This is a genomic window from Bradyrhizobium sp. 138, from assembly GCF_023074075.1.
Lineage (GTDB): Bacteria > Pseudomonadota > Alphaproteobacteria > Rhizobiales > Xanthobacteraceae > Bradyrhizobium.
This window is the reverse complement of record NZ_JADPKT010000071.1, coordinates 129,332-153,803: the sequence shown is the minus strand read 5'-3', so window position 1 is coordinate 153,803 and position 24,472 is coordinate 129,332. Positions and strand designations below refer to the sequence as shown.

Here is a 24,472-nt window from a genome sequence, read left to right as displayed (position 1 = left end):
CATCGCTGGGCCGTAACGCCACGCGAGGTCCCGATGCCCAAACTTACCCGCTTTGCCGTCGAACCGCTGCACGCGATGACCCGGCGTCTGGCCGATGTGGCCTCCGCGCGTCTCGCGCCCGATCTCGTCGTCACGGGCGCGCGGGTGCTCTCGACCTATTCGGAGCGCATCCATCAGGGTCGGGAGATCTGGATCACCGGCGGCCGCATCGCCGCGGTGAAGCCTTCGGGCGCGGCGAAAAAGGCCTGGAGCGATGTCGCGACTTACGACGCGGCCGGCGGCATCATCGCGCCGGGCCTGGTCGATCCGCACATCCACATCGAATCCTCGATGGTGACGGCCTGCGCCTACGCCGAGGCTGCGCTGCTTAACGGCACCACTACGATCTTCTGCGACAGCCACGAGATCGGCAACGTCATGGACGTCGCCGGCGTCGAGGCGATGCTGGAGGACGCGCGGCAGGCGCCGCTCTCGATCTTCCTGACCGTGCCGAGCACGGTACCGGCGACCTCGGCGGAACTGGAGACGGCGGGCGGCGACCTCACGCCGGACAAGATCGCCGGCCTGTTCGACCGCTGGCCGGAGGCTGTCGCGCTGGGCGAGAAGATGGACTTTGTGCCGGTGACGATGGGCGACGAGCGTAGTCACGCCATCCTCGCGGCCGCCTTGAAGCGTGGCCGTCCCGTCTCCGGCCACGTCTATGGTCGCGAATTCGTCGCCGCATATGCGGCGAGTGGGGTCACCGACACCCATGAAGCGATCGACCGCGACATCGCCGACGATTTGCTCGACGCCGGCGTCTGGGTGTTTTTGCGCGGCGGGCCGCCGACCACGCCCTGGCACTCGCTGCCGCAGGCCATCCGCACGGTCACCGAGCTCGGGGCCTCACACAAGCGCACGGCCGTTTGCACCGACGACCGCGACGCCGACGATCTCCTGCTGTTCGGTCTCGACTGGGTGGTGCGTGAAGCCGTGAAAGCCGGCATGTCGCCGGAGCAGGCCTGGTCGATGGGCTCGCTGCACGGCGCAACCCGCTTCGGCATGGATGACGACATCGGCGGGCTCGGCGGCGGCCGCCGCGCCGACCTCGTGCTGATGGACGATCAGCTCAAGCCGCAATGCACCTGGTATGGCGGCGAGCTGGTGGTCGAGCATGGCAAGATCACGACCCTGCTCGATCAGGCGCTGTCGCAGCGCTATCAATATCCGAAGGCGGCCTATGCGACCGTCAAGCTGCCGGAGACGATCAAGCTGACGCCGGAGCTGCCGGCGAAGGCCTGCACCGTCAATGCGATCAAGACGGCGCTGCCGGGCATCACGTTGATCCACGAGAAGGTCGCGATCGAGCCGGCAAAGGACTGGCCGTCGCTGTTTGCACGTTACGGCCTCTGCTTCGTCACGGTGGTCGAGCGCCACGGCAAATCCGCCGGCAACGTCGCCTACGGCCTGCTGAAGGATTTCGGCCTCAAGCGCGGCGCAGTTGCCTCCAGCGTCGGGCACGATAGTCACAATATCATCGTCGCCGGGACCAACGAGAGCGATATGCAGATGGCGATATCGGCCATCAAGGAGCGACAGGGCGGTGTCTGCGTCGTCGCCGACGGCCAGGTGAGGGCCCTGGTGCCGCTGCCGATCGCGGGCCTCCTCTCCGACAAGCGCGTCACGGAGGTGGCCGAAGAGGTCAAGGCGTTGAAGAAGGAATGGGCCGAGGCCGGCTGCACCATTCCCTACATGGGCTTCAATCTGATTCCGCTATCGGTCATTCCGGAAATTCGCATCACCGACAAAGGCCTCGTGCTGGTGCCGCAGATGGAGCTGGCGCCGCTGTTCGAGTGAAGCGGCGGCGTCTGGCGCGATCAGACGTGTGAAATTACCCCGCGGATGACCGTCGCATACAGGATCATGGTGGCGATGGATGCAAGGGCAAGCGCAATGCCGCCCTTGAGTGAGAGCGGTTCAAGCGCAATCGTCCGGTGGCCTGACAGATAACGTTGCAGCGCGAATAGCAGAAATGGAATGCCGATCAGGAACGATTGAAAGTAGATCGCCAGGCCGAGGCCGATCAGTACACCGATCCATCCCATGATGACGGCGAACGTTCGGTTCACCGAGCCGACGAGTGCATTGAGAATCAGACCGCCATCGAGGGGATAGATCGGCAACAGGTTGGCAGCGTTGATGATCGCGAACATCTGCGCTGCCTCGAGCAGCTCGATCTTGCCGGTCGTCTGATACATGGCGAACAGACCGAGCGTTGGGATGAGGCTGAATCCGGGTCCCATCAGCGCGATGAATCCCAGCCGGCCCTCACACCGATAGGCGGTCTTTGGAATCACTGCGCCGCCGAAGAACGGGATGAGATAGATGCCGTGAACTCCGACGCCGGTCATCAGCATCGCCATGGCGTGTCCGGCTTCATGCACTGCGATGACGATTGATAGCAGCAGGGCAGATTTCCAGCCAAACAAGTAGCAGAAGCTGAGCAATGCCAGAACCGATAGCACCAATCCGTGATTGGCGATTGCGGCAAGCTGGCTGTGCGTACCGGCTTCCAATTCGCATTGCTGCTTGATTCAACTGCGCCATTCGGCGCAGGCCGATCGGATATACGATCCGGTCGCTGAAGGAGCGGATCGTCAGCTCGTTGACCATGGTGAGTGCAGTCCCCTCGGGGGTCGCTTCAACCATCAGCCCGATCTCGCGATCGCGACCGTCTTCCGGCGGAATCGAGAGCGCGTGCTCGACCGCCCGCGAGGTCAATATGCCCTGGTCGGTGTTGCGTTCAATCTCGCGCGAGACCGCCTGCGCCGTGGGTTGGCCGCTGACAGCGACACGAGTCAGCCAAAGACCGTCGCCGTCGGGCAGGGGGCCGTGCGAAATCTCGATGATCGGCGGCCCGTTCAAGACGATCAGTTCAGCGGTGTTGAACCGCCACACGGCGTCCCGCGACGCCCTGATCAGGACAGTGGATGCAAAACGCGGTCGATTGCGCGACCGCAAGGCATCGAGGAGACCCTGCAGGACATAAAAAGCGACGCGCAACAATTCGATCGGTAACGCCAGCAATCTGAGCATATGGGAAGACTTCCGATAGACGTCTTGAGGTCATGCAACTTGCGTAAGCGGCTGGCGTAACCCGGTCAAGCCGCGCTCGGCAGGCTGCACAGAAGGATGCGGCCGCATCCCGGTTTTCACTGGTCGACCTATCTAACCAATTGAAGCGTCCACTGTTTTTCCGGCAGCTGCCGCATCGTGGAAAATAAAATCGATCTCGTTGAGATCGCGTCCTGCGCACCTGATGATCTCGCTCGCTGAGGCAACTTAGAGCGAGGTCCGATATGGCGAAGATGCGAGCTATCGATGCTGCCGTGCGAATTCTGGAGAAGGAGGGGATCTCCACTGCCTTCGGGGTTCCCGGCGCTGCGATCAATCCGCTTTACTCGGCGCTGAAGAAGCGCGGCTCGATCCGCCACATCCTGGCGCGCCATGTCGAGGGCGCCTCACACATGGCGGAGGGCTACACCCGCGCCAAGGCCGGCAATATCGGTGTCTGCATTGGAACCTCGGGGCCGGCCGGCACCGACATGATCACCGGGCTCTATTCGGCGATCGCCGATTCCATCCCGATCCTCTGCATCACCGGGCAGGCGCCGCGCGCGCGGCTCTACAAGGAGGATTTCCAGGCCGTCGATATCGAGTCGATTGCAAAGCCCGTGACGAAATGGGCGGTGACGGTGCGCGAGCCGGCGCTGGTGCCGCGCGTGTTCAGCCAGGCGTTTCATGTGATGCGCTCAGGGAGGCCGGGGCCGGTGCTGATCGACATGCCGCTCGACGTGCAGCTCGCCGAGATCGAGTTCGACGACGAGACCTATGAGCCGTTGCCGGTCTACAAGCCCGCCGCCACGCGCAAGCAGGTCGAGAAGGCGTTGGAGATGCTCAACGCAGCCGAGCGTCCGCTGATCGTGGCGGGCGGCGGCATCATCAACGCCGACGCTTCCGATCTGCTGGTCGAATTCGCCGAGATCGCCAACGTGCCTGTTGTCCCGACCCTGATGGGGTGGGGCGCGATCCCCGACGATCACGTGCTGATGGCCGGCATGGTCGGCCTTCAGACCAGCCATCGCTACGGCAACGCCACTCTGCTGGAATCCGACTTCGTGCTCGGCATCGGCAACCGCTGGGCCAACCGCCACACCGGCTCGGTCGAGACCTACACCAAGGGCCGCACCTTCGTTCATGTCGACATCGAGCCGACCCAGATCGGGCGCGTGTTCAATCCCGATCTCGGCATCGTCTCGGACGCGAAGGCCGCGCTCGAGCTGTTCGTCACCGTCGCCAGGGAGTGGCGGCGTTCAGGCAAGCTCCGCGAACGCCAGGCGTGGCCCGCTGCCTGCCGCGATCGCAAGAAGACGATGCTGCGCAAGAGCCATTTCGACAACGTCCCGATCAAGCCGCAGCGCGTCTATGAGGAGATGAACAAGGCGTTCGGCCGCGACACCACCTATGTCACCGTGATCGGCCTGTCGCAGATCGCCGGCGCGCAATTTCTCGGCGTCTACAAGCCGCGCAACTGGATCAATGCCGGGCAGGCGGGGCCGCTCGGCTGGACATTGCCCGCCGCGCTCGGCGTGCGCGCGGCATGCCCGGATCGCGAGATCGTCGCGCTCTCCGGCGACTACGACTTCCAGTTCCTGATCGAGGAGCTCGCAGTCGGGGCGCAGTTCAACCTGCCCTACATCCACGTCGTCGTGAACAATTCCTATCTCGGCCTGATCCGCCAGGCCCAGCGCGGCTTCGAGATGGACTATCACGTCCAGCTCTCCTTCGAGAACATCAACGCGCCCGAGATCGGCGTCTATGGCGTCGACCACGTGACGGTCGCCGAAGGCCTCGGCTGCAAGGCGATCCGCGTCACTGACCCCAAGGACACGCAGGCGGCGTTCGCAACCGCGCGTGAATTGATGGCCAAGCATCGGGTGCCCGTGGTGGTCGAATTCATCCTCGAGCGCGTCACCAACATCGCCATGGGCACGGAGATCGACAACATCGTCGAATTCGAGGAGGTGCTGGACCTTCCGCTCGACGAGGTCGGCACCACACGCGTGCTGCAGCCGGCGGAATAGGAGACAGCATCATGCCCAAGTTTGCCGCCAACCTCACCATGCTGTTCAACGAGATGCCGTTCCTCGACCGCTTCGCGGCGGCGAAGGCGGCGGGCTTTGCCGGGGTCGAATATCTCTTCCCCTATGATTTCGACAAGGCGCAGCTGCGCGAGCAGCTCGAGGCCCACGGGCTGACACAGGTGCTGCACAATCTCCCCGCAGGCAACTGGGCGGGGGGCGAGCGTGGCATCGCGATCCTGCCCGATCGCACCGCCGAATTCCGCGACGGCGTATTCCGCGCCATCGACTATGCCAAGGCGCTCGATTGCGAACAGCTCAACTGCCTCGTCGGCATTTCGCCCACTGACGCCGATCCGCGCGAGCTTCAGGAGACGCTGGTCGGAAACTTGCGCTTTGCGGCCTCGACACTGGCGCGGGAGAACATCAAGCTGCTGGTCGAGCCGATCAACACGCTCGACATTCCCGGCTTCTATCTGAACGGCACCGAGCAGGCGGTGCAGCTGATCTCGGAGGTGCGGTCGAACAACCTCTTCATCCAGTACGACATCTATCACATGCAGATCATGGAGGGCGATCTCGCCCGCACCATGCAGGAATATCTGGCGCAGATTGCCCACATCCAGCTCGCCGACAATCCCGGCCGCAACGAGCCGGGCACCGGCGAGATCAACTATCCCTTCCTGTTCCGCCATCTCGACGCGATCGGCTATCGCGGCTGGATCGGCTGCGAGTACAAGCCGCGCACCACGACGCTGGAAGGGCTTTCCTGGCACGCCGCGCAAACCTTCGAGACCTGAGGAAACGTAGATCATGATCGATATCGGCTTCATCGGACTTGGCACCATGGGACGGCCGATGGCCGGCCATCTTCTGGCCGCGGGCCATCGCGTTCTCCTGCACGACGTCGCGCCGGTCGCGTCTGAGCTGATTGCTGCAGGCGGCATCGCCTGCAAGTCGGCCAAAGAGGTCGCGGAGGAGGCGGACGCGGTCATCATCATGGTGCCTGATACCCCGCATGTGGAAGCCGTGTTGTTCGGCAAGGACGGGGTCGCGAGCGGCATTTCCAAGGGCAAGATCGTCGTCGATATGAGCTCGATCTCGCCGCTGGCGACGAAGGAGTTCGCGAAGAAGATCGAGGCGCTGGGGGCTGACTATCTCGACGCGCCGGTGTCGGGCGGAGAGGTGGGCGCGAAAGCTGCGAGTCTGACGATCATGGTCGGCGGCCCCGAGCGGGCCTTCGGCACCATGAAGCCGATCTTCGACAAGATGGGCAAGAACGTCACCCATGTCGGCGCCAATGGCGACGGCCAGACCACGAAGGTCGCAAACCAGATTATCGTCGCCTTGACGATCGAGGCCGTGAGCGAGGCACTGCTGTTTGCATCCAAGGCCGGCGCAAATCCTGCGCTGGTGCGCAAGGCCCTGATGGGCGGCTTTGCCTCGTCGCGCATCCTTGAGGTGCACGGCGAACGCATGGTGAAGCGCAATTTCGACCCCGGCTTCCGCATCGAGCTGCACCAGAAGGATCTCAACCTCGCGCTCGAAGGTGCGCGTGCACTCGGCCTTTCGCTGCCGAGCACGGCGGTGGCGCAGCAATTGTTCTCGTCCTGCACCGCCCATGGTGGCAAGGCATGGGATCATTCGGCGATGGTGCGAGCGCTGGAACTGATGGCGGGGCACGAAATCGCCGCATCCTGAACTGTTACGGCGTAACAGTCTCCTGATTTGGGCACGTCTTGGCGTGGGGGAACCGGAACAATGCGCCGGTCCCGCGGTTGAAGGCGCATAACAATCACTGGAGACATGAGGACATGAAAACCCGTCTTGCGATTACGTTGGCTGCCGCGTCGCTGCTGGCGTCGAGCGCAGCCTTTGCCCAGTCGACGACCGAACAAGGCGCCAGGGATGGCGCGCGCGCGGGTGGCGATATCGGCGGTCCGGTCGGCGCGATGGTCGGCGGCACCGTCGGTGCGGCCGTCGGCGCAGGTCTCGAAATTCCGAATGCGATTCTCGGCGGAATCCCGCGAAGTGACTCGGTTGTCGTGGAGGAGCGCGTTGTCGTCGGCGAGCCGCTGCCGCCGACCGTGGTACTCCGCCCGGTGCCGAACTACACCGAGTATCGCTATGCGGTCGTGAATGATCGCCGCGTGATCGTCGAGCCGCGCACCCGCCGCGTCGTCAAGATCATCGACTGATCGGCGGCAATTTATGCGTTGAAAAGACGGGCCCTGCGGAGCGTCACTCCGCGGGGCCTTCGCTTGTCACGGCGGAGCCTGTGCGAAAGCGCGTGAACAGCCAGTCGGCCGCGGCCGCGAGCGCAAAGCCGATGCAGGCAGTCAGCGCGTCGACCAGAAAATCCTCCAGCCGGGCGTGGCGTCCCGGTGCCCAAAACTGCATCAGCTCGAGCACGCCGATCAGGACGACCGCGGCCGCCACGCTCAGCAGGCGCCGGCGCGGATAGGCGAGGCCGAAGGCCAGTCCCACCAGGATGAATGCAAGCGCATGTTCGCCGTCCTGGCCGAGGTCGGAATGGGGGCGCAGGCCGGGGGGACCGAGGGTGGCGAAAGTCACGGCGGCCGCGAGCAGCCAGGCAATGGCACGAACCAAAATGGACATCTGGCTCGCTTAGCACAGATCTGCAGCGGGCTGGAACAGTCACCTTTCAGATCGCCGTGTAGTTAATGACGCAACGTTAAAGCGGCTCGCGCACACCGAGCCCGTGCATGAAGCGCTCCCGGATCTGCACGGGATCACGCCTTGTGGTGCCGACACCGGGCTTGTCGTCGATGCGGACCGCGATCAGGCTCGGTTCGGCGGCGGACATCGCCGCTTCGACCAGGCGTTCGAAATCCTCCTCGTCCGCAGCCCAGGCGCTGTTGGAGAGGCCGGAGCCGAGGGCAATGGCAACGATGTCGGCAACGCTTGCCGCAGGTGTCGGCTGCGCGCCGGTAATCTGGTAGATGCCGTTGTCCATCACGATCATGATGAGGTTCTTCGGCTTCAGGCTCGCAATCGTCGAGAGCGCGCCGAGCTGCATCAGCAGCGAGCCATCGCCTTCGAGTGCGAAGACACGGCGGTCGGGCTGCGCCAGCGCGACGCCGAGCGCAATCGGGAAGGCGAGCCCCATGCTGCCCAGCATGTAGAAATTCTGTGGGCGGTGGCCGGCGGCCCAGAGGTCGAAATTGGTGTTGCCGATGCCGCCGATCACGGCTTCCTCGTTTTTCAGCTTCGCGATCAGGCGCGAGGTGACATCGAAGCGGTTCATGATCTTGGTGTTGCGATTCTCCATGGCCGGGCTCATTTGTCGAACACCTTGCCACCGGTGAGCAGCGGGTTGAGGATCAGCGCAACGGGCGCCTGTGTCGTGACGGCCTGCTTGATCGAGCGGTCGGTGATGAATTCGAGCTCGTCGAGCCGGGTGATGGTGTGGTGCTCGAGCGCCAGCGAGTCCAGCACCGGGCGCATGGTGCGGCAGACCAGCGACTGCCCGTAGTTGAACTCGCCGAGCGTGCCGCGCTCGGAGACGAACATGATCAGCGGGATCTGATAGGGCACCGCGAGCGAGGCAAGGACGTTGGCAAGCGTGGCAAAGCCGGAGGTCTGCATCAGCACCGCGCCGCGCCGGCCGCCCATCCAGGCGCCCGAAACGATGCCGACCGCCTCTTCCTCGCGCGCGGTGGCGAAGGTGGTGAAGAAGGGATCGGCGTGCAGGCTCTTGATCAGCGGGGTCAGCACGCGATCGGGCACGTAGGGGACGAGGTCGATCTCGTTTCGTTTCAGGGTCTGCAGGACGATCTCGTGCCAGCTCCTGTCACCGGACCCGTGTGCCGCCTGGGGCGAAGTCTGCTGTTCCGCAATCGCCATTGCGTTCTCCCTCGCGCCGCGCATGCTTCTTGGTCTTGGCCGTTACGGCGGTCTGCCGAACTTGACGCAGCGGGCGGGATTGTCAACATGTCGCGGCCAGCACCGTGATCTGCGCCGGAAGACCTGCCGTGGCTGGCACCGCCATGTCATATGTGTGCGACGAAAACATGGGAGGAAGCACGGAAGGGGCGCGCGCGGCGCTGGCCTTGCTGATCCCTGGAGAGCCGGAAGGGTCCTGATGTCGGTCAACAGCAAGCGTGTCGTCTACTCCAATTATTTGGCCAATCCGATCTATATTGACATCCTCAAGGCGCGGCCCGACGTCCGGCTCGATCGCATCGAGAACGCAAGCTCCGAAGATGTCTATGCGCCGCTCCTCGGTGCTGCCCATGTCTACCAGGTCGGCGCCGCCCGCGACGAGCTCGCCCCGCATTTCCATGTCGATGCCGCCTTCCTGAGGCGCGCGCCGAACCTGCTGCTCGTATCCAGCAACGGCGCCGGTTTCGACCCGGTCGACGTCGAGGCCTGCACGGCAGCCGGCGTCGTGGTCGTCAACCAGTCCGGCGGCAACGCCCATTCGGTTGCCGAGCACGCGCTGGCGATGATGTTGACGCTGTCCAAGCGCATCATCCAGTCGGATCGCCGCCTGCGCCGCGAGCGCGACGTCAACCGCAACGATCTCGTCGGCAACGAGGTCGAGCACAAGACCGTCGGCATCATCGGCCTCGGCAATGTCGGCCGCCGCATCGCCGCGCTGTGCAAGGGCCTGCTTGGCATGAAGGTGCTGGCTTATGATCCGTACCTCACCGCCGAGGTGATGGCGGAGCGGGGCGGGGAGAAGGTGGAACTGGACGAGCTGCTACGCCGCGCCGATTTCGTCTCGATCTCCTGCCCGCTCAACAAGGGCAGCCGCAACATGATCAGCGTGCGTGAATTCGCGCTGATGCAGCCGCACGCCTACTTCATCACCACGGCGCGCGGCTTCATCCACGACGAGGACGCGCTGCTCCAGGCCCTGCGCGACAAGCGCATCGCCGGTGCCGGCCTCGACGTCTGGTCCAAGGAGCCCCCGCCGCCGGAGCATCCGCTGCTGCAGTTCGACAATGTGCTGGCGAGCCCGCACACCGCAGGCGTGACCATCGAAGCGCGCCAGAACATGGGCCGGATTGCGGCCGAGCAGGTACTGGACACGCTCGACGGCAAGCGCCCGCCGCGCATCATCAATCCCGAGGTGTGGGCGGCTTATGTGGAGCGGTTCAAGCAGGAGTTCGGGGTGATGCCGGGGCAGGGACAGCCGGAATGATCGGGCGGGCGAGAAATCGCGCTCCGACCTTGATCCGCGTCAAAATCTCCCTCCCGCATCCGGCCTAAATGGGATTAGAGTGCCGCCGGGGCAGGCAGGAGGTCCCATGTCAACTTTTGTCGTCAGGTTCATGAAGGACGTGCTCGGCCAGTACGGCCGGCAGATCGAGGTGTGCCAGGGCACGCTCGAGATCGACGCCTGCGATGAGGACGAAGCCAAAGAGCGGGCGAAGGCGAAGTTTTGCAAGGATCAAGCCTTGCACCACTGGTCGCTGCATGCCGACCGCATCCAGGTCAGACCGGCTGACTTTCCGTCCTGAGTTCTACCGGCCCGTGCCGGAATGGAAGCTGTGGCGCGCTTGACAATGCGCCCCGCGCAGCAACCCGCTTCAGCTAGCGTTTCGCCTCGCCGAACACCACCGTCGGCACCGCACGGTTGACGATCTCGCGCAGCGCGAAGCTCGATTGCACGCGCGCGACGCGCGGCAGTCGGGACAGTTCGGTGCGGTGGATGCGCTCGAAATCCTGGATGTCTCGGGCGAGCACGATGAGGATGTAGTCGTCGGTCCCCGACATCAGGAAGCAGCGTACGACGGAGGGGCATTTCACCACCTCCGCCTCGAACGCCTTCAATGCATCATCGCTCTGGCTTTCCAGCGCGATGCGAACCAGCACCGTGGTGGTGAGGCCGAACTGGGCGAGGTCGAGCGCGGCCTGGTAGGCCTGGATGTAGCCGTCGTCTTCCAGTGCCTTCTGGCGCCGCGCTAGCGCCGTGCTTGATAACCCGACCTTGTTGGCAAGCTCGGTATGACTGGCACGCGCATTGGTCGTGAGTTCCGCGAGGATCGCGAGGTCTTTCCGGTCGAGGGCCAAGGTTTCGTTTCCAGCGTGAAAGGGCACTTCAGCGCCGGAAACCGGCGCGGGCCTGCCGAAACTAGCGGATATTTGCACGAAACCAAACCGGCCCCATCGCTACGATGAGGAACAGAATCAAGGCGTTGGCAAAGGAGCCGGGAAGATGCGCGTCGGTGTGCCCAAGGAGATCAAGGTGCAGGAATATCGCGTCGGGCTCACCCCTGGCGCCGTCCGCGAATATGTCGCGGCCGGTCACGAGGTGACGGTCGAGACCGGCGCCGGCGGCGGCATCGGCGCGTCTGACGAGGTGTATCGGCGGGCAGGCGCCGCCATTGCCGAGAGCGCCCGCGACATCTTTGCCAAGTCCGACATGATCGTGAAGGTGAAGGAGCCGCAGAAAAGCGAATGGGCCCAGCTCCGGGAAGGCCAGATTCTATTTACCTATCTTCATCTTGCACCGGATCCGGAGCAGGCCAAGGGCCTGCTTGCCTCCGGCTGCACCGCGATCGCCTATGAAACCGTCACGGACGCGAACGGTCATCTCCCGCTGCTCGCCCCGATGAGCGAAGTCGCCGGCCGCCTCGCCATCGAGGCCGCCGGCGCCGCGCTCAGGCGCTCGGCCGGCGGTCGCGGCTTGCTGCTCGGCGGCGTGCCTGGCGTGCAGCCGGCGCGCGTCGTCGTGCTTGGTGGGGGCGTGGTAGGAATGCAGGCGGCCCGCATGGCCGCAGGCCTCGGTGCCGAAGTCACGGTGATTGATCGCTCGCTTCCTCGTCTGCGCCAGCTCGACGATCTCTTTGCCGGACGGGTGCGCACCCGCTTCTCGACGATCGAGTCGGTTGAGGACGAGGTGTTCGCCTCCGACGTCGTGATCGGCGCGGTGCTGGTGCCGGGCGCGAGCGCGCCGAAGCTTGTCACGCGCGCGATGCTGACATCGATGCGGCCCGGCGCGGTGCTGGTCGACGTCGCCATCGACCAGGGCGGCTGCTTCGAGACCTCGCATCCGACCACGCATACCGATCCGACCTATGAGGTCGACGGCGTCGTGCATTATTGCGTCGCCAATATGCCGGGCGCGGTGCCGGTGACCTCCAGCCAGGCTCTGAACAACGCGACGCTGCCATTCGGCCTGATGCTGGCGAACAAGGGCTTTGCCGCGGTGCTGGAAAATCCGCATTTGCGCAACGGGCTGAACGTCCATCGCGGCCGGATCACCAACAAGGCGGTGGCGGAGAGCCTCGGGCTGGAATTCGCGCCTGTCGGAAGTGGGCTGGCGGCTTAGAGGCCGCAACCTCGTCAACGCGAGCGTAACCAAGCCGCCGCAGGTATCCAAACAGGCCGGAAGAAGAAAACCATTGTCCCGGGGGTATACGCCGGAAGGACTTTCCCCTCCAGAGGACAAAAACGCCAATCGCTTCCATTGCCGTTTGGGTGGGAAACGACGACATTCCCATCAGAATTTGATGGATTGGCTACGGTCATGGAACGCACTGGATTTGAGCCCTTCGGCGAGCAGCTGGTGTCCGCAACGGACGCCCAGCCGAAATCGCGCGGGTCGAAGCTCCTGTTGCGGGCCGGCACCACGCTGTTCTGGTCGCTGGTCGCCGGCATCGTGCTGGCACGTGCGGCCTTCTTCGAGCCGGGCATCTACGACGGCTTCAGCCGGGTGGCCTCGCTGGCCAAGAACCTGATCTTCTAAGGCTCGCCCTGCGCGTTATTCCGGGCTGAGGAGAGAACTTCCCTCGGCCCTGATATGTCGAAAACTTATTCCCCAATCGGACGTCGCTGCGTATAAATCCTTCTCCCCTGGGAGAGATTTGTGTCGCAGAATCAAGCATCCAGCCCGGCCGATTCCAAGCCGACCACTGCCATCAGCCGTGTCGTCGCGCTGATTCCCGGAATTCTCCTCTGCATCGCCGTCGCCGGTGTTTCGGCCCTGCTGGAGCGGGCGGAATTGGGCGTGTTCGAGCATCCCTATGTCGAGGCGCTGGTGATGGCGATCCTGCTCGGCATGGTGCTCCGCAGCTTCTGGAAACCGGCGCCGCGCTGGCAGGCCGGCATCGCCTTCAGCGCCAAGCAACTCCTCGAAGTCGCCGTCATGCTGCTGGGGGCCTCGATCAGCTTCGCCGCCATCGCAGCCTCGGGGATCGCGCTGCTGGCATCGATCGCCGCCGTCGTCGTGGTCGCGCTCTGCGTCTCCTTCGGCCTCAGCCGCATGCTGGGCCTGTCGACGCGACTGTCGATCCTGATCGCCTGCGGCAACTCGATCTGCGGCAATTCCGCGATCGCTGCCGTGGCGCCGATCATCGGCGCCAACAACGACGAGATTGCATCCTCGATCTCCTTCACCGCCATCCTCGGCGTGATGATGGTGCTCGGCCTGCCGCTGCTGATTCCGCTGTTGCAATTGTCCGCGACGCAATATGGCATCCTCGCGGGCCTGACCGTCTATGCGGTGCCGCAGGTGCTGGCCGCGACGGTCCCGGCGGGGCTCGTCTCGACGCAGATCGGCACGCTCGTGAAACTGATGCGCGTCCTGATGCTCGGGCCGGTCGTCGTCGGCCTGTCGCTGGTTGCCTCGCGCTGGCAGAGCGACGCCAAGAAGACCAATGTCGGCTTCTTTCGCCTGGTCCCGTGGTTCATCCTCGGCTTCCTCGCGCTGGCGACTCTACGGTCACTGGAGATCGTGCCGGCCACCGTAGTGGGACCAGTGACGAAGATCACCGGCTTTCTCACCGTGGTGTCGATGGCGGCCCTCGGCCTCGGCGTCGACGTGCGCGTGCTCGCCAATGTCGGGGGCAGGGTGACGGCCGCAGTCACGCTGTCGCTGATGCTGCTGCTCGGGATCAGCATCGCGCTGGTGCACTGGTTCAAGTGAACAGAGCAAGACTGCCGTAGGCAGAGCAAGACTGCCGTAGGGTGGGCAAAGGCGCGAAGCGCCGTGCCCACGATTTCCGCCGGTGCGCAGGATTGGTGGGCACGCTTCGCTTTGCCCACCCTACGAGACCGTCAGCGGGACAGGTGATTCAAATCACATCAGCCAGCGAATGGCCATGCAGCTCGATGCTCAGCCCCTGCATGCCCATATCGTTGATCTCTCCTCCCATCGCCTTCAGGCTCTCTTCGCGGATCAGCGACATCAGCCCGCGGCGCAGGGCCAGGAATTCCGAGGACATCATCATCGATTGCTGCCGCGGACGTTCAAGGGGAATCGGGATCTCCGCCTTGATCGAGCCGGGGCGCGCGGTCATGCAGTAGACGCGGTCGGAGAGGAAGATCGCCTCGTCGATATCGTGAGTGACGAACAGCACCGAGATCTTCAGCCGCTGCCACATGTTGGTGAGGATCTGCTGCATGATGACGCGCGTCTGTGCGTCGAGCGCGCCGAACGGCTCGTCGAGCAGCAGCACTTTCGGCCCCGTCGCCAGCGCACGGACGATGCCGACGCGCTGCTTCATGCCGCCGGAGAGCTTTTCCGGATAATGCTTCTCGAACGCTTCGAGACCCGCGAGCCCCAGCAATGTGCGTGCCGCCCGCTCGCGCTGGGAGCGCGGCATGCCGCGCATCTTCAGGCCGAACTCGACGTTCTCCCGCACCGTCTTCCAGGGAAACAGTGAATATTGCTGGAACACCATGCCGCGTTCGGCGCTGGGGCCGTTCACGCGCTCGCCGTCGACGGTGACGATGCCCGTGGTCGGCTTGAGGAAGCCAGCGACCGCATTGAGCAGGGTCGATTTTCCGCAGCCGGAGGGCCCGACGATCGAGACGAACTCGCCGGGCTTCACATGGATCTGCGTGTCGGTGACGGCCTGCACCGCTCCCTCGATGGTCTCGTAGGCGAGGGAGAAATTCTTGACCTCGATATGGCCCTTCGGCGGGCTGGCAAGCACCTCGCTCATGTCGACCTCCACGGCATCACCAACTGTCCTGCGCCTCTGATCAGCAGGCTCGACCCGAGGCCGAGCACGCCGATCGCGATCATGCCGAGCGCGATGTCGGCATACTGGACCAGCGAATAGGCTTCCCAGGTGAAATAGCCGATGCCGTACTGACCGGAGATCATCTCGGCGGCGATCAGCGACACCCAGGCAACGCCCATGCCGACGGTGAGGCCGGTGAAGATGTGCGGCAGCGAGGCCGGGAAGTAGACCTCGCGGAAGATCGAGCGCTCCCGCGCGCCGAGACACTGCGCCGCGCGCACCAGCACCGGATCGACCAGCGACATGCCGTGCAGCGTGTTGACCAGGACCGGGAAGAACGAGCCGAGAAAGGTGATGTAGACGATGCTCTGCTCGTTGGTCGGCCACAGCATGATTGCCATCGGCACCCAGGCGATCGCCGGAATCGGCCGCAGCACCTCGGCGACCGGGAAGATCACCTCATGCACCAGCTTGAAGCGGCCCATGATCAGGCCGAGCGGCACGCCGACGATGGCGGCGAGCGAGAAGCCGATGAAGATGCGCCGGCAGCTCAGCACGATGTGCATCAGGAATTTGGGATCGTGAATCGCCTTGGTGAAGCTGGCATAGACCGCAAGCGGCGAGGGCACGTTGGTGAAGCGCACGAAGAACACGACGCGATAGGTCGTGAGCAGATGCCAGACCAGGAGGAACGCGAGCAGCGAGGTGATGCCGATCGCGGTCGCGCGCAGCCCCGCTCGGTTGAGCCGGTACCAGCGCAGCGCGAGTGTCCCGAAGGAGGACGGCGTCGTGGGCGGGGGGATGACGGCGGGCGCAGGGCCCGCCTCCGCAACGGCTGGTGCCGGCATGCTGTCCTTGGAATGTCTGAGGAGGGCGGGACCGCTCACGTCTTGCCTCCGCCGACGGCGGCCTTCACCGCGTCATCGAAGCCGAGCACCTTGCCGCTGATTTTGGCGGCGTAGGCTTCGGCATCCTTCTTGAGCAGGAAGGGCGCCACGTCGCCATTTCCGACCGCGAAGAAGGCCTGGTCGGCGAACAGCTTGATGCCGCGGGTGGTATCGAAGACATAGGCGACGTTGATCTTCTTGCCCTTGGCCTTGTAGTCGGCGTACGCCCCGAGGGTGCAGGCGGCGGACGAGAAGGGCATGATGCCGGCATCATCCACCCAGACCTCGCCGGCCTTGCGCGGATCGGCGATCGGCTTCTTGCAGAAGAAATCTTCGCCTGAAATCTCGTAGTTTTTGGTGCGCGCAAGCTGTGTGTCGTAGTCGAGCTTCATCTCGGCATAGGCCTTGCGGATGTAGCTGTCGTCGACCCATTTCTTCGGATCGAATTCCTTCATGCGGCCGAGGTTCTGCAATACCTTGACGTCGGCGGAGGCGGCATCGATCAGGGCGGGCTTGATCGTGGGATCAGTGGTCATGTTGCCGCTGGGGCCAAGGAAGATGTAGACCACTTCCTTGTTGATGCCGGTCCATTCCTGGATCTTTTCGGCGGCGAGCTTGGGATCGTCGCGCAGCCATTGGTTGGCGGCGATCACCGCCTTGAAATAGGCGACGACGACTTCCGGATATTTTTCGGCGAAGTCGGTGCGCACGACGATGCCGTGGAAGGTCGGCAAGTTCGTCTCGACGCCGTCAAAGATCTTTCGCGCGAAGCCGCGGAAGGGCAGGAGCTCGGCGAAGGGGACGAAGTCGGCATGCGCGTCGATCTTCTTCTCCTGCAGGTTGGTCGAGCCGACCTCGGGGCTCTGGCTGACGAGCTGGAAGAAATCGGAAGCATAGCCGCGGTCCTGCATCGCCTTCAGCACCATGCCGTGCGCGGCGGAGCCGAACGGAACGCTGACGAGCTTGCCTTTGAGATCGGCGAGGTCGTAGTAGGACGAATCCTTGTGAACGACGAGGCCATTGCCGGAGCCTTCGAGGCTGTAGGCGGCGATGCCCATCAGCCGGCTCTTGCTCTCGGGGTTGCTCTCGAACGTGAAGCCGTTCACGATCAGTGGGTAGTCGCCCATCATGCCGATCTGCAGCTTGTTCGCCATCATCGCGTTGGTGACGGGCGGGCCCGACGTGAAATTCTGCCACTCCAGCTCGAATTTGATGTTGGCGTATTTGCCTGATGTCGGCAGATATTTCTCGAGGAGATGCAACTGGCGGATGACGACGCCGGCAGTCACCGTGTTGGTGGTGGTGTCCTGCGTTCCGATGCCGAGCGTCACGGTTTCCGCGGCGGCCGGCTGCGCGACCAGAAGCGCCAGCGACGTCACCGACATCGCGATCGAGAGCGTGGGAAGATGGCGGACCATTCTCATCCTCATTCGGTTGGATGTGCTGTGGTTGCCATGATTGGGTGAGGGCCCAGACAGGGCAAATCCGGAATGACCGCCGCAGTCGATTAGTTGCCGGGAAAAGCTGATTGCATACTCCTTGGGCAGTCCTGTACTATAAAGCCGCTTGCCTGTGCACCGGGCCTGATCGCAAACTCATTCAGTCAGATGCGTGTCCACGCATCTCCTCCAGCACGTCGGTGCGGCAGACCACGATCTGCGACCGCTTCGTCAGCACGATTCCCTTCTCCTGCATGCGCTTCAGGCTGATCGTGACCCATTGCCGGGTGGCGCCGACCATGTGGGCGATGTCGGCATGGGTGAAGGCTGCGGCGATCACGCGCCCGTCGGCATCCTCGACGCCATAGAGCTCGACGAGATGGAGCAAGAGATGCGCAAGGCGCTGCGTGATCGAGCGCGTTCCCAGCATCTGCGCCAGCGCCGAATAGCATTTGCCCTTGAAGGTGAGACCCTCGATCAGGCCGATCGCGAGATTCGGGATCTCGACGGCAAGGGACCGCAGTTCCTTTCCGGGCAGGTGCACCACGCTGCAATTGCTGGATGCGACGCCGGACCATTGATGCACGGTGCCTTCGAACACTTCGGGACCGCCGACGAAATTGCCGACGTGCCAATAGGCCAGCGTGATCTCGCGCCCGAGCGGAGAGGTGTAGAACACCCGGATACGGCCGCTCTCGATCAGCCAGATACCGTCATGCCGGCCGCCCTGGCTGAACAGCGTCTGGCCGCGGTTGAGCACTTTTCGGCGGCCCTGCTTCAGCACCAGCTCCCGCTCGCGCGGCGAGAGCTTGTCCATCAGCGGCGGTGGTCCGCCGATCCATTGCTGGTTCTCCGTGAGCAGCAGCGAGGAGCTGCCGACAGGTCGGACTGCCGGGGGAACAGCCCCGCGAACCACATTGGCGGCCTGCAACATCATCTGCCTCCGGAACGTTCAAATCGTTCTAAAGAGGAGCAATGTCTGTGCCAGATTTACTCAGCTGTCGTCGCCCGGTTTGACCGGGCGATCCAGTATTCCAGAGACAGCCATGAGTTACGGAGGGGCTGCGGCGTACTGGATTCCCCGCCTTCGCGGGGAAAGACAGCGGAGCAAGAGACCTAGCGCCCCGCCAGGCTCAGCAAATACGACTTCGGGTAGATCCCCCTGTTGTGCCCATCCGAAAACGCGATGTTCAGCCCGTAGCCGAGATCGCCGATCTCGGTGATCGCAATCCCCGGAAACGCTTCCGGAAAGCGGCCGTCGAAGCGGGCGCGGGTGCAATGGGCGCATTTGCAGGAGAGGCGGAGTGTTTCGGCCGACACGCTCAGCGCGTCGTCCTGGGAGGTGTGGACGAGAAGTGCGGCAAGATCGGCGCTCGCTTCATAGTCGGCCACGGTCGGTGCCACCAATGCGGTCATGGTCATGACGAACCTCCGGCTTCTATCTATGTCGGCGCGGGCGGGCACGAATAGCAACTAATTGCCGGCGCGGGCATGGTCGCGTGCCTTCAGTTCGATCACCAGTCGCAAAATGTGAAACTAATCGACCGGGAATTTCACTTCCGAATTGCCGGACTCTCCTCTTGCCGCGACCTTGGCGTCATCGAGAAGGAGAGACCATGAGCGCATTTCAGAGGGAAACGGTTCTGTCGGTCAGGCACTGGACCGAATCCCTGTTCAGCTTCACTGCCACACGCGATCCCGGCTTTCGTTTCCAGAATGGCCAGTTCGCGATGATCGGGCTCGAGGTCGAAGGCAAGCCCTTGATGCGGGCCTACAGCATGGCCAGCGCCAACCACGAGGAAGCACTCGAATTCTTCTCGATCAAGGTGCAGGACGGCCCGCTGACCTCGCGCCTGCAGAAGATCCGGGAAGGCGACATCATCCTGGTCGGCCGCAAGGCGACGGGCACGCTGATCACCGGGAACCTCAACCCGGGAAAGCGCCTGCTGCTGCTGTCGACCGGCACCGGCCTTGCGCCCTTCGCCAGCCTGATCAAGGACCCTGACGTCTATGAGAATTATGAGACGATCGTGCTCGCCCATGGCTGTCGCCAGGTTTCCGAGCTCGCCTATGGCGAGCATGTCGTCGAAGGCCTGCGCGATCACGAGTTCTTCGGGCCCCTGATCCGCGACAAGCTCGTCTACTACCCGACCGTGACCCGCGAGCCCTTCAGGAATCGCGGCCGCATCACCGATCTGATCGCGTCGAACCAGATGTTCGACGACATCGGGCTATCCGGGCTCGATATCGAGACCGATCGCATCATGCTGTGCGGCAGCCCGGCGATGCTCGAGGAACTGCCCGCGATGTTCTCCGCGCGCGGCTTCGTCGAGGGCAATCACAGCCAACCCGGCCATTTCGTGATCGAAAAGGCCTTTGTCGAGCGCTGAGGCGCAAATCGCATCCCGGCGACAACTAATTGCTATCGCCGGCAAGCCCCCTGAACAAATCTGATGCAAAGGCGCCGGAGATGCCGGCGAACCAGGAGCAAGCGATGGCACTAGATCAGATCGTCGACGGACTTTCGGAGGTTTCCTGCGATGTGCTCGTCATCGGCGGCGGCACGGCGGGCCCGATGGCGGCGCTGAAGGCGAAGCTGAAGAACCCGAAGGCCAACGTCGTCCTGCTCGAAAAGGCCAACGTCAAGCGCTCCGGCGCGATCTCCATGGGCATGGACGGGCTCAACAACGCCGTGATCCCCGGCTACGCGACGCCGGAGCAGTACACCAAGGAAATCACCATCGCCAACGACGGCATCGTCGACCAGAAGGCGGTCTATAAATACGCGCAGAACTGCTACAGCATTATCGAAGAGCTCGATAGCTTCGGCATCCGCTTCCTGAAGAACGAGAACGGCGACTACGCGGTCAAGAAGGTGCACCACATCGGCACCTACGTGCTGCCGATGCCGAACGGCGAGACCGTGAAGAAGGCGCTGTACCGCCAGCTCCGCCGCGCGCGCATCCTGATCTCCAACCGCTATATGGCGACGCGGCTGCTCAAGTCGGCCGACGGTCGCATTGCCGGCGCGGTGAGCGTCAACACCCGCACCGCCGAGATGCTGGTGATCAAGGCCAAGGCCGTGATCCTGTGCATGGGCGCCGCTGGCCGCCTCGGTCTTCCGACCTCCGGCTACATGTTCGGCACCTACGAGAACGCCGCCAATTCCGGCGACGGCTACGCCATGGCCTATCACGCCGGCGCCGCGCTCGCGAACCTCGAATGCTTCCAGATCAACCCGCTGATCAAGGACTATAACGGCCCGGCCTGCGCCTATGTCGCCGGTCCCTTCGGCGCCTACACGGCGAACAACGAGGGATCGCGCTTCATCGAATGCGACTATTGGTCGGGTCAGATGATGCTGGAATTTTACAACGAGCTCCTCTCCGGCAAGGGCCCGGTGTTCCTCCAGCTCAAGCACCTGCATCCCGACACGATTTCCGAGATCGAGTCCACACTGCACAAGGTCGAGCGTCCCACGCGCGGGCTGTTCCAGCAGGGACGGGGCGTCGACTACCGCAGCGAGTCGATCGAGATGCACATTTCCGAGATCGGCTTCTGCTCCGGCCACAGTGCTTCCGGCGTGTTCGTCGACGACAATGCGCGCACCACCGTGCCCGGACTCTACGCCGCCGGCGACATGGCGAGCGTGCCGCACAATTACATGCTCGGCGCCTTCACCAACGGATCGGTCGCCGGCATCGACGCCATGGAATTCGCCGACAGCCATGACTTTGCGGAATTCGACGTCGCCGACGTCGCGGTGGAGCGTGACCGTGTGATGGCGCCGACGAAGCGCGAGGATGGCATTCCGCCGAACCAGATCGAGTACAAGACCCGGCGCCTCGTCAACGACTATCTCCAGCCGCCAAAGGTCACGCGCAAATACGAGCTCGGCATGCGCCGGCTGGCGGAAGCGAGGGAAGACATGCAGGAGCGCATGATCGCGCGCAACGCGCATGAGCTGCTCCGCGCGCTCGAAGTGCAGTCGATCATGGACTGTGCCGACATGGCCGCGCACGCCTCGCTCTACCGCGAGGAGAGCCGCTGGGGCCTCTATCACTGGCGCACGGATTTTCCGGAGAAGGACAACGAGAACTGGTTCTGCCACACGCTACTGAGCAAGCGGGATGGCAAGATGACCAGCGAGAAGCGCGCCGTCGAACCCTACGTCGTGCCGATCGCGGACGACGAGAAGGACCTCTACGACAAGCAGCGCATCCGCGCCACCGCCTGACCCATCGCGAAACAACAGGAGACAACGATGCCCCTCGCTTCCTTTCAGACATCGGTTCCGGTGGTCGTCGATGACGCCAAATGCATCGCGGACAAGGGGTGCACGGTGTGCGTCGACGTCTGCCCGCTCGACGTGCTCCGCATCAGCGACATGACCAACAAGGCCTACATGGCCTACGACGAATGCTGGTACTGCATGCCCTGCGAAGCGGATTGCCCGACCGGAGCTGTCACCGTCAACATTCCCTATCTCTTGAGGTGATCATGTCGAGCCCGTTCGAATCCTACGACGATCTCGAAGACGCCGACGAGCGGCTTCAAGCCGCCGATCCCGCGGAACGTCGCGTCGCCATCATCGCGCTCGGCCATTCCGGTGATCCCGCAGCCGTTGCGCATCTCGCCAACATGGTCGCAGATCCCGATGCCGGCGTGCGCCAGCAGGTCGCAATGGCGCTTGGGGAGTTCGATGGACCGGAGGCGGCAAGTGCGCTGGTGATGCTGCTGGTCGATCCGGAAAGGATCGTCGCGTCGGCCGCGGCCGACAGCATGGCCGAGTTCAAGGATCCCGCCTGCGCTGACGTGATCCTGCCGCTGGTGAAGCACGCCCACGCCTTCGTACGCATGGGCGCGCTGCGTGCGCTGAAGGAACTACGCCGCAAGGACACGCTGAAGCCGGCGCTGGAAGCGCTGCAGGATGCAGACCCCGCCGTGCGCGTGCAGGCCATCGGCGTGATCGGATTCCTCAAGCTGGAGGAATCCATCCCCGCGCTGACCGCGCTGATCAACGATCCCGATGCCCATGTGCGCCGCGCCGCGGTGAGCGCTCTGGCGTTCTCGCAGATGAAGCCGGCCGCAGAGACGATCACGCGTGCGTTGAAGGATTCGGACTGGATGGTCCGCGAGATGGCCGCGGAAACCTTGGGCCTCAACGTGAACGGCTCGCTCGCCGCCGAACAGCTCGTCGCCTGCCTTGCCGACGAGTTCTGGCAGGTGCGGCTGAAGGCAATCCGCAGCCTCGGCCGGATGAAGATCGAGCGCGCGGTGCGGCCGATCGGCAATTGCATCAACCACGACCAGGCGAATTTGCGGAAAGAGGCGGCCGCGGCGCTCGGCGAGATCGCGCATCCCGATGGCGAGGCGTTCCTGGCCGTCATCGCCGATGACGGCGATCCCGACGTGCGCAAGAATGCGCGCTGGGCGCTGCAGCAGATTGCGGCGCGCAAAGCACGCGCAGGCGCATAAAGGCGCGGGCTGGGGCATAGCGGCCCTTCGCCGCCGCTCTGGACATCCGGAGCCAGACGTTTATTGGTCTTCGCCAATGGGATCGGCTGCCGAGTGGACGCGGCCGGTCCTTAAAAGCAGCGAGGACGCGGCCATGACGACATTGACGGTGAAAGACCTTCTCCCCGAGGATGGCACAAGGGGAACGCTGGCCGGCCGCGTCTGGCTGCCGCAGGTGAATGGTCCCGCCGTGGTCGCCGTGCGCGGCGACGGCGTGTTTGACGTCACCGCAAAATTTCCGACCATCAGCGCGCTCTGCGAAGAGGACAATCCGGCCAAGGCGCTTGCCGCGACCAGGGGCGAGCGCATCGGCGATCTCGAGGCGATCGTCGCCAACACGGCGCCCGATGGGCGCGACCCGAAAAAGCCGTGGCTGCTGGCGCCGGTCGATCTGCAGACGCTGAAGGCCGCGGGTGTCACCTTCGCCATCTCCATGCTGGAGCGCGTGATCGAAGAGCGGGCAAAGGGCAATCCGGCCTCGGCTGAGGCGATCCGGAAAGAAGTGACGCGGCTGATCGGCGACGATCTGTCGAAGCTCAAGCCGGGTTCGGACCAGGCCATGCACCTGAAGCAGGTGCTGATCGACCAGAACGCCTGGAGCCAGTATCTCGAAGTCGGCATCGGTCCTGATGCCGAGGTCTTCACCAAGGCGCCGACCTTGTCGTCGGTCGGCACCGGCATGGATGCCGGGCTGCATCCGAAATCGACCTGGAATAATCCCGAGCCCGAGCTGGTGCTGTTCGTCTCCAGCCGCAGCAAGATCGTCGGTGGCGCGCTCGGCAATGACGTGAATTTGCGCGACTTCGAAGGACGTTCGGCGCTGCTGCTGTCGAAGGCCAAGGACAACAACGCCTCCTGCGCGATCGGCCCGCTGCTGCGCCTGTTCGACGACAGCTTTACGCTCGACGACGCGCGCAAGCTCGACATCAGTCTGAACGTAACGGGCACGGACGGTTTCGTCCTCGACGGCCATTCCTCGATCAGCAAGATCAGCCGCGATCCGACCGACCTCGTCGCGCAGACCATCGGCAAGATCCATCAATACCCCGACGGCTTCGTGCTGTTCCTCGGCACCATGTTCGCGCCGGTTAAGGATCGCGACGCGCCGGGGCAAGGGTTCACCCACAAGCGCGACGACATCGTCACGATCGCAGCGCCAGAGCTCGGCAAGCTCGTCAACCGCATGCGCACCAGCGACGAGTGCGAGCCCTGGACCTTCGGCATCGGTGCGCTCATGAAGAACCTGGCGCAACGGAAGGTGATCTAGCGCACTGTGCTTCGCCTCTCCCCGCTTGCGGGGAGAGGCCGGAATTGGCGCAACGCGCGAATTCCGGGTGAGGGGGATTTTCCGCGACTCGATCTGTTCAACGAACGCAGGACTCCATCCGCACCGTCATTGCGAGCGCAGCGAAGCAATCCAGAGTGCCGCCGCGGAAAGATTCTGGGGTGCTTCGCTGCGCTCGCAATGACGCGGAGGGGAAGTTGCGAGCCTGTCCTTCACCGTGATTGCGGAGAGGCCCCTCATCCCAACCCTCTCAGCGCGAGCGAAGCTCGTCGCGACCCGGTAA

General features: G+C 63.9%; 26 protein-coding genes. 15 read left to right on the top strand and 11 right to left on the bottom strand.

Going from position 1 to position 24,472, the window contains the following annotated elements; translation table 11 throughout:
- Nucleotides 1-33: 33 nt before the first annotated feature.
- Nucleotides 34-1,836, top strand: a complete 1,803-nt coding sequence (locus tag IVA79_RS24105) for an adenine deaminase C-terminal domain-containing protein (protein ID WP_247557528.1) — start codon at nt 34-36, stop codon at nt 1,834-1,836.
- 20 nt (nt 1,837-1,856) lie between these two features.
- Here the strand turns inward: IVA79_RS24105 and IVA79_RS24100 are convergent, their stop codons facing one another.
- Complete coding sequence (locus IVA79_RS24100) at nt 1,857-2,396, bottom strand: hypothetical protein (protein ID WP_247557526.1); 540 nt, start codon at nt 2,394-2,396, stop codon at nt 1,857-1,859.
- A 19-nt stretch (nt 2,397-2,415) separates the two neighbouring features.
- Nucleotides 2,416-3,075 carry a hypothetical protein gene (locus IVA79_RS24095; protein ID WP_247557523.1) on the bottom strand — a complete coding sequence of 220 codons (660 nt, stop codon included), beginning with the start codon at nt 3,073-3,075 and terminating at the stop codon, nt 2,416-2,418.
- Between the two features lie 263 nt (nt 3,076-3,338).
- Here IVA79_RS24095 and gcl point away from each other — a divergent pair, with 263 nt between their 5' ends.
- The 4 genes from gcl to IVA79_RS24075 all read left to right on the top strand — a co-directional run bounded on the left by gcl (nt 3,339) and on the right by IVA79_RS24075 (nt 7,318).
- Nucleotides 3,339-5,123 carry a glyoxylate carboligase gene (gene gcl, locus IVA79_RS24090; protein WP_247557520.1) on the top strand — a complete coding sequence of 595 codons (1,785 nt, stop codon included), beginning with the start codon at nt 3,339-3,341 and terminating at the stop codon, nt 5,121-5,123.
- Nucleotides 5,124-5,134: 11 nt separating this feature from the next.
- A complete protein-coding gene (gene hyi, locus IVA79_RS24085; protein ID WP_247557516.1) occupies nt 5,135-5,920 on the top strand; it encodes a hydroxypyruvate isomerase in 786 nt (261 codons plus the stop codon).
- Nucleotides 5,921-5,933: 13 nt separating this feature from the next.
- Nucleotides 5,934-6,821, top strand: coding sequence for a 2-hydroxy-3-oxopropionate reductase (locus IVA79_RS24080; RefSeq protein ID WP_247557513.1), 888 nt, complete (start codon nt 5,934-5,936; stop codon nt 6,819-6,821).
- Nucleotides 6,822-6,934: 113 nt separating this feature from the next.
- Nucleotides 6,935-7,318, top strand: a complete 384-nt coding sequence (locus IVA79_RS24075) for a DUF1236 domain-containing protein (RefSeq protein ID WP_246922329.1) — start codon at nt 6,935-6,937, stop codon at nt 7,316-7,318.
- A gap of 43 nt (nt 7,319-7,361) precedes the next feature.
- Here IVA79_RS24075 and IVA79_RS24070 read toward each other — a convergent pair whose 3' ends face one another.
- From IVA79_RS24070 to IVA79_RS24060, 3 genes are all read right to left on the bottom strand, one after another.
- A complete protein-coding gene (locus IVA79_RS24070) occupies nt 7,362-7,739 on the bottom strand; it encodes a VanZ family protein (protein WP_247557510.1) in 378 nt (125 codons plus the stop codon).
- A 76-nt stretch (nt 7,740-7,815) separates the two neighbouring features.
- Complete coding sequence (locus IVA79_RS24065; RefSeq protein ID WP_247557507.1) at nt 7,816-8,424, bottom strand: thiamine pyrophosphate-dependent enzyme; 609 nt, start codon at nt 8,422-8,424, stop codon at nt 7,816-7,818.
- Nucleotides 8,421-8,987 (bottom strand): thiamine pyrophosphate-binding protein, encoded by a 567-nt coding sequence (locus IVA79_RS24060; RefSeq protein WP_247557505.1) that lies wholly within the window; start codon nt 8,985-8,987, stop codon nt 8,421-8,423. The genes IVA79_RS24065 and IVA79_RS24060 overlap by 4 nt, the downstream gene beginning before the upstream one ends.
- A 238-nt stretch (nt 8,988-9,225) precedes the next feature.
- Between IVA79_RS24060 and IVA79_RS24055 the strand changes: the two genes are divergently transcribed.
- Both IVA79_RS24055 and IVA79_RS24050 read left to right on the top strand, forming a co-directional pair.
- Entirely contained in the window at nt 9,226-10,290 is a 1,065-nt protein-coding gene (locus IVA79_RS24055) for a hydroxyacid dehydrogenase (protein ID WP_247557502.1), read from the top strand.
- Nucleotides 10,291-10,396: 106 nt separating this feature from the next.
- Complete coding sequence (locus IVA79_RS24050) at nt 10,397-10,609, top strand: hypothetical protein (RefSeq protein ID WP_247557499.1); 213 nt, start codon at nt 10,397-10,399, stop codon at nt 10,607-10,609.
- Between the two features lie 73 nt (nt 10,610-10,682).
- On the opposite strand, the gene IVA79_RS24045 is transcribed toward IVA79_RS24050, so the two are convergent.
- Nucleotides 10,683-11,162, bottom strand: a complete 480-nt coding sequence (locus IVA79_RS24045; protein ID WP_247557496.1) for an Lrp/AsnC family transcriptional regulator — start codon at nt 11,160-11,162, stop codon at nt 10,683-10,685.
- Nucleotides 11,163-11,307: 145 nt separating this feature from the next.
- On the opposite strand from IVA79_RS24045, the gene ald reads away from it, so the two are divergent.
- The 3 genes from ald (at nt 11,308) to IVA79_RS24030 (ending at nt 14,019) form a co-directional block, all read left to right on the top strand.
- Nucleotides 11,308-12,423 carry an alanine dehydrogenase gene (gene ald, locus IVA79_RS24040; protein WP_247557493.1) on the top strand — a complete coding sequence of 372 codons (1,116 nt, stop codon included), beginning with the start codon at nt 11,308-11,310 and terminating at the stop codon, nt 12,421-12,423.
- A gap of 198 nt (nt 12,424-12,621) precedes the next feature.
- Nucleotides 12,622-12,840 carry a hypothetical protein gene (locus IVA79_RS24035; protein WP_247557490.1) on the top strand — a complete coding sequence of 73 codons (219 nt, stop codon included), beginning with the start codon at nt 12,622-12,624 and terminating at the stop codon, nt 12,838-12,840.
- A gap of 120 nt (nt 12,841-12,960) precedes the next feature.
- Complete coding sequence (locus IVA79_RS24030) at nt 12,961-14,019, top strand: putative sulfate exporter family transporter (protein WP_247557488.1); 1,059 nt, start codon at nt 12,961-12,963, stop codon at nt 14,017-14,019.
- 148 nt (nt 14,020-14,167) lie between these two features.
- On the opposite strand, the gene IVA79_RS24025 is transcribed toward IVA79_RS24030, so the two are convergent.
- The 5 genes from IVA79_RS24025 to IVA79_RS24005 all read right to left on the bottom strand — a co-directional run bounded on the left by IVA79_RS24025 (nt 14,168) and on the right by IVA79_RS24005 (nt 18,809).
- Nucleotides 14,168-15,040 (bottom strand): ABC transporter ATP-binding protein, encoded by an 873-nt coding sequence (locus tag IVA79_RS24025; protein WP_247557485.1) that lies wholly within the window; start codon nt 15,038-15,040, stop codon nt 14,168-14,170.
- Nucleotides 15,037-15,948 (bottom strand): ABC transporter permease, encoded by a 912-nt coding sequence (locus IVA79_RS24020; protein ID WP_247557482.1) that lies wholly within the window; start codon nt 15,946-15,948, stop codon nt 15,037-15,039. The genes IVA79_RS24025 and IVA79_RS24020 overlap by 4 nt, the downstream gene beginning before the upstream one ends.
- Nucleotides 15,945-17,366 (bottom strand): ABC transporter substrate-binding protein, encoded by a 1,422-nt coding sequence (locus IVA79_RS24015; protein ID WP_247557479.1) that lies wholly within the window; start codon nt 17,364-17,366, stop codon nt 15,945-15,947. The genes IVA79_RS24020 and IVA79_RS24015 overlap by 4 nt, the downstream gene beginning before the upstream one ends.
- Nucleotides 17,367-17,547: 181 nt before the next feature.
- Nucleotides 17,548-18,324, bottom strand: a complete 777-nt coding sequence (locus IVA79_RS24010) for a Crp/Fnr family transcriptional regulator (RefSeq protein WP_247557476.1) — start codon at nt 18,322-18,324, stop codon at nt 17,548-17,550.
- Nucleotides 18,325-18,503: 179 nt separating this feature from the next.
- Entirely contained in the window at nt 18,504-18,809 is a 306-nt protein-coding gene (locus IVA79_RS24005) for a gamma-butyrobetaine hydroxylase-like domain-containing protein (protein ID WP_247557473.1), read from the bottom strand.
- Nucleotides 18,810-19,003: 194 nt separating this feature from the next.
- Here IVA79_RS24005 and IVA79_RS24000 point away from each other — a divergent pair, with 194 nt between their 5' ends.
- The 5 genes from IVA79_RS24000 (at nt 19,004) to IVA79_RS23980 (ending at nt 24,171) form a co-directional block, all read left to right on the top strand.
- Complete coding sequence (locus IVA79_RS24000) at nt 19,004-19,777, top strand: ferredoxin--NADP reductase (protein ID WP_247557470.1); 774 nt, start codon at nt 19,004-19,006, stop codon at nt 19,775-19,777.
- A 104-nt stretch (nt 19,778-19,881) separates the two neighbouring features.
- Nucleotides 19,882-21,624, top strand: coding sequence for a fumarate reductase/succinate dehydrogenase flavoprotein subunit (locus IVA79_RS23995; protein WP_247557467.1), 1,743 nt, complete (start codon nt 19,882-19,884; stop codon nt 21,622-21,624).
- A gap of 27 nt (nt 21,625-21,651) precedes the next feature.
- On the top strand, nt 21,652-21,885 hold the full coding sequence (locus IVA79_RS23990) for a ferredoxin family protein (protein ID WP_212092390.1): 234 nt from the start codon (nt 21,652-21,654) through the stop codon (nt 21,883-21,885).
- Nucleotides 21,886-21,887: 2 nt separating this feature from the next.
- Nucleotides 21,888-22,865 (top strand): HEAT repeat domain-containing protein, encoded by a 978-nt coding sequence (locus tag IVA79_RS23985; RefSeq protein ID WP_247557464.1) that lies wholly within the window; start codon nt 21,888-21,890, stop codon nt 22,863-22,865.
- Between the two features lie 133 nt (nt 22,866-22,998).
- Complete coding sequence (locus IVA79_RS23980) at nt 22,999-24,171, top strand: fumarylacetoacetate hydrolase family protein (RefSeq protein ID WP_247557461.1); 1,173 nt, start codon at nt 22,999-23,001, stop codon at nt 24,169-24,171.
- The last annotated feature ends 301 nt before the right edge of the window (nt 24,172-24,472 follow it).

Coding starts and splice junctions, on each gene's coding strand:
- IVA79_RS24105 (WP_247557528.1), top strand. CDS start 34: ATGCCCAAACTTACCCGCTTTGCCGTCGAACCGCTGCACGCGATGACC.
- IVA79_RS24100 (WP_247557526.1), bottom strand. CDS start 2,396: ATGCTGATGACCGGCGTCGGAGTTCACGGCATCTATCTCATCCCGTTC.
- IVA79_RS24095 (WP_247557523.1), bottom strand. CDS start 3,075: ATGCTCAGATTGCTGGCGTTACCGATCGAATTGTTGCGCGTCGCTTTT.
- gcl (WP_247557520.1), top strand. CDS start 3,339: ATGGCGAAGATGCGAGCTATCGATGCTGCCGTGCGAATTCTGGAGAAG.
- hyi (WP_247557516.1), top strand. CDS start 5,135: ATGCCCAAGTTTGCCGCCAACCTCACCATGCTGTTCAACGAGATGCCG.
- IVA79_RS24080 (WP_247557513.1), top strand. CDS start 5,934: ATGATCGATATCGGCTTCATCGGACTTGGCACCATGGGACGGCCGATG.
- IVA79_RS24075 (WP_246922329.1), top strand. CDS start 6,935: ATGAAAACCCGTCTTGCGATTACGTTGGCTGCCGCGTCGCTGCTGGCG.
- IVA79_RS24070 (WP_247557510.1), bottom strand. CDS start 7,739: ATGTCCATTTTGGTTCGTGCCATTGCCTGGCTGCTCGCGGCCGCCGTG.
- IVA79_RS24065 (WP_247557507.1), bottom strand. CDS start 8,424: ATGAGCCCGGCCATGGAGAATCGCAACACCAAGATCATGAACCGCTTC.
- IVA79_RS24060 (WP_247557505.1), bottom strand. CDS start 8,987: ATGGCGATTGCGGAACAGCAGACTTCGCCCCAGGCGGCACACGGGTCC.
- IVA79_RS24055 (WP_247557502.1), top strand. CDS start 9,226: ATGTCGGTCAACAGCAAGCGTGTCGTCTACTCCAATTATTTGGCCAAT.
- IVA79_RS24050 (WP_247557499.1), top strand. CDS start 10,397: ATGTCAACTTTTGTCGTCAGGTTCATGAAGGACGTGCTCGGCCAGTAC.
- ald (WP_247557493.1), top strand. CDS start 11,308: ATGCGCGTCGGTGTGCCCAAGGAGATCAAGGTGCAGGAATATCGCGTC.
- IVA79_RS24035 (WP_247557490.1), top strand. CDS start 12,622: ATGGAACGCACTGGATTTGAGCCCTTCGGCGAGCAGCTGGTGTCCGCA.
- IVA79_RS24025 (WP_247557485.1), bottom strand. CDS start 15,040: ATGAGCGAGGTGCTTGCCAGCCCGCCGAAGGGCCATATCGAGGTCAAG.
- IVA79_RS24015 (WP_247557479.1), bottom strand. CDS start 17,366: ATGGTCCGCCATCTTCCCACGCTCTCGATCGCGATGTCGGTGACGTCG.
- IVA79_RS24010 (WP_247557476.1), bottom strand. CDS start 18,324: ATGATGTTGCAGGCCGCCAATGTGGTTCGCGGGGCTGTTCCCCCGGCA.
- IVA79_RS24005 (WP_247557473.1), bottom strand. CDS start 18,809: ATGACCATGACCGCATTGGTGGCACCGACCGTGGCCGACTATGAAGCG.
- IVA79_RS24000 (WP_247557470.1), top strand. CDS start 19,004: ATGAGCGCATTTCAGAGGGAAACGGTTCTGTCGGTCAGGCACTGGACC.
- IVA79_RS23995 (WP_247557467.1), top strand. CDS start 19,882: ATGGCACTAGATCAGATCGTCGACGGACTTTCGGAGGTTTCCTGCGAT.
- IVA79_RS23990 (WP_212092390.1), top strand. CDS start 21,652: ATGCCCCTCGCTTCCTTTCAGACATCGGTTCCGGTGGTCGTCGATGAC.
- IVA79_RS23985 (WP_247557464.1), top strand. CDS start 21,888: ATGTCGAGCCCGTTCGAATCCTACGACGATCTCGAAGACGCCGACGAG.
- IVA79_RS23980 (WP_247557461.1), top strand. CDS start 22,999: ATGACGACATTGACGGTGAAAGACCTTCTCCCCGAGGATGGCACAAGG.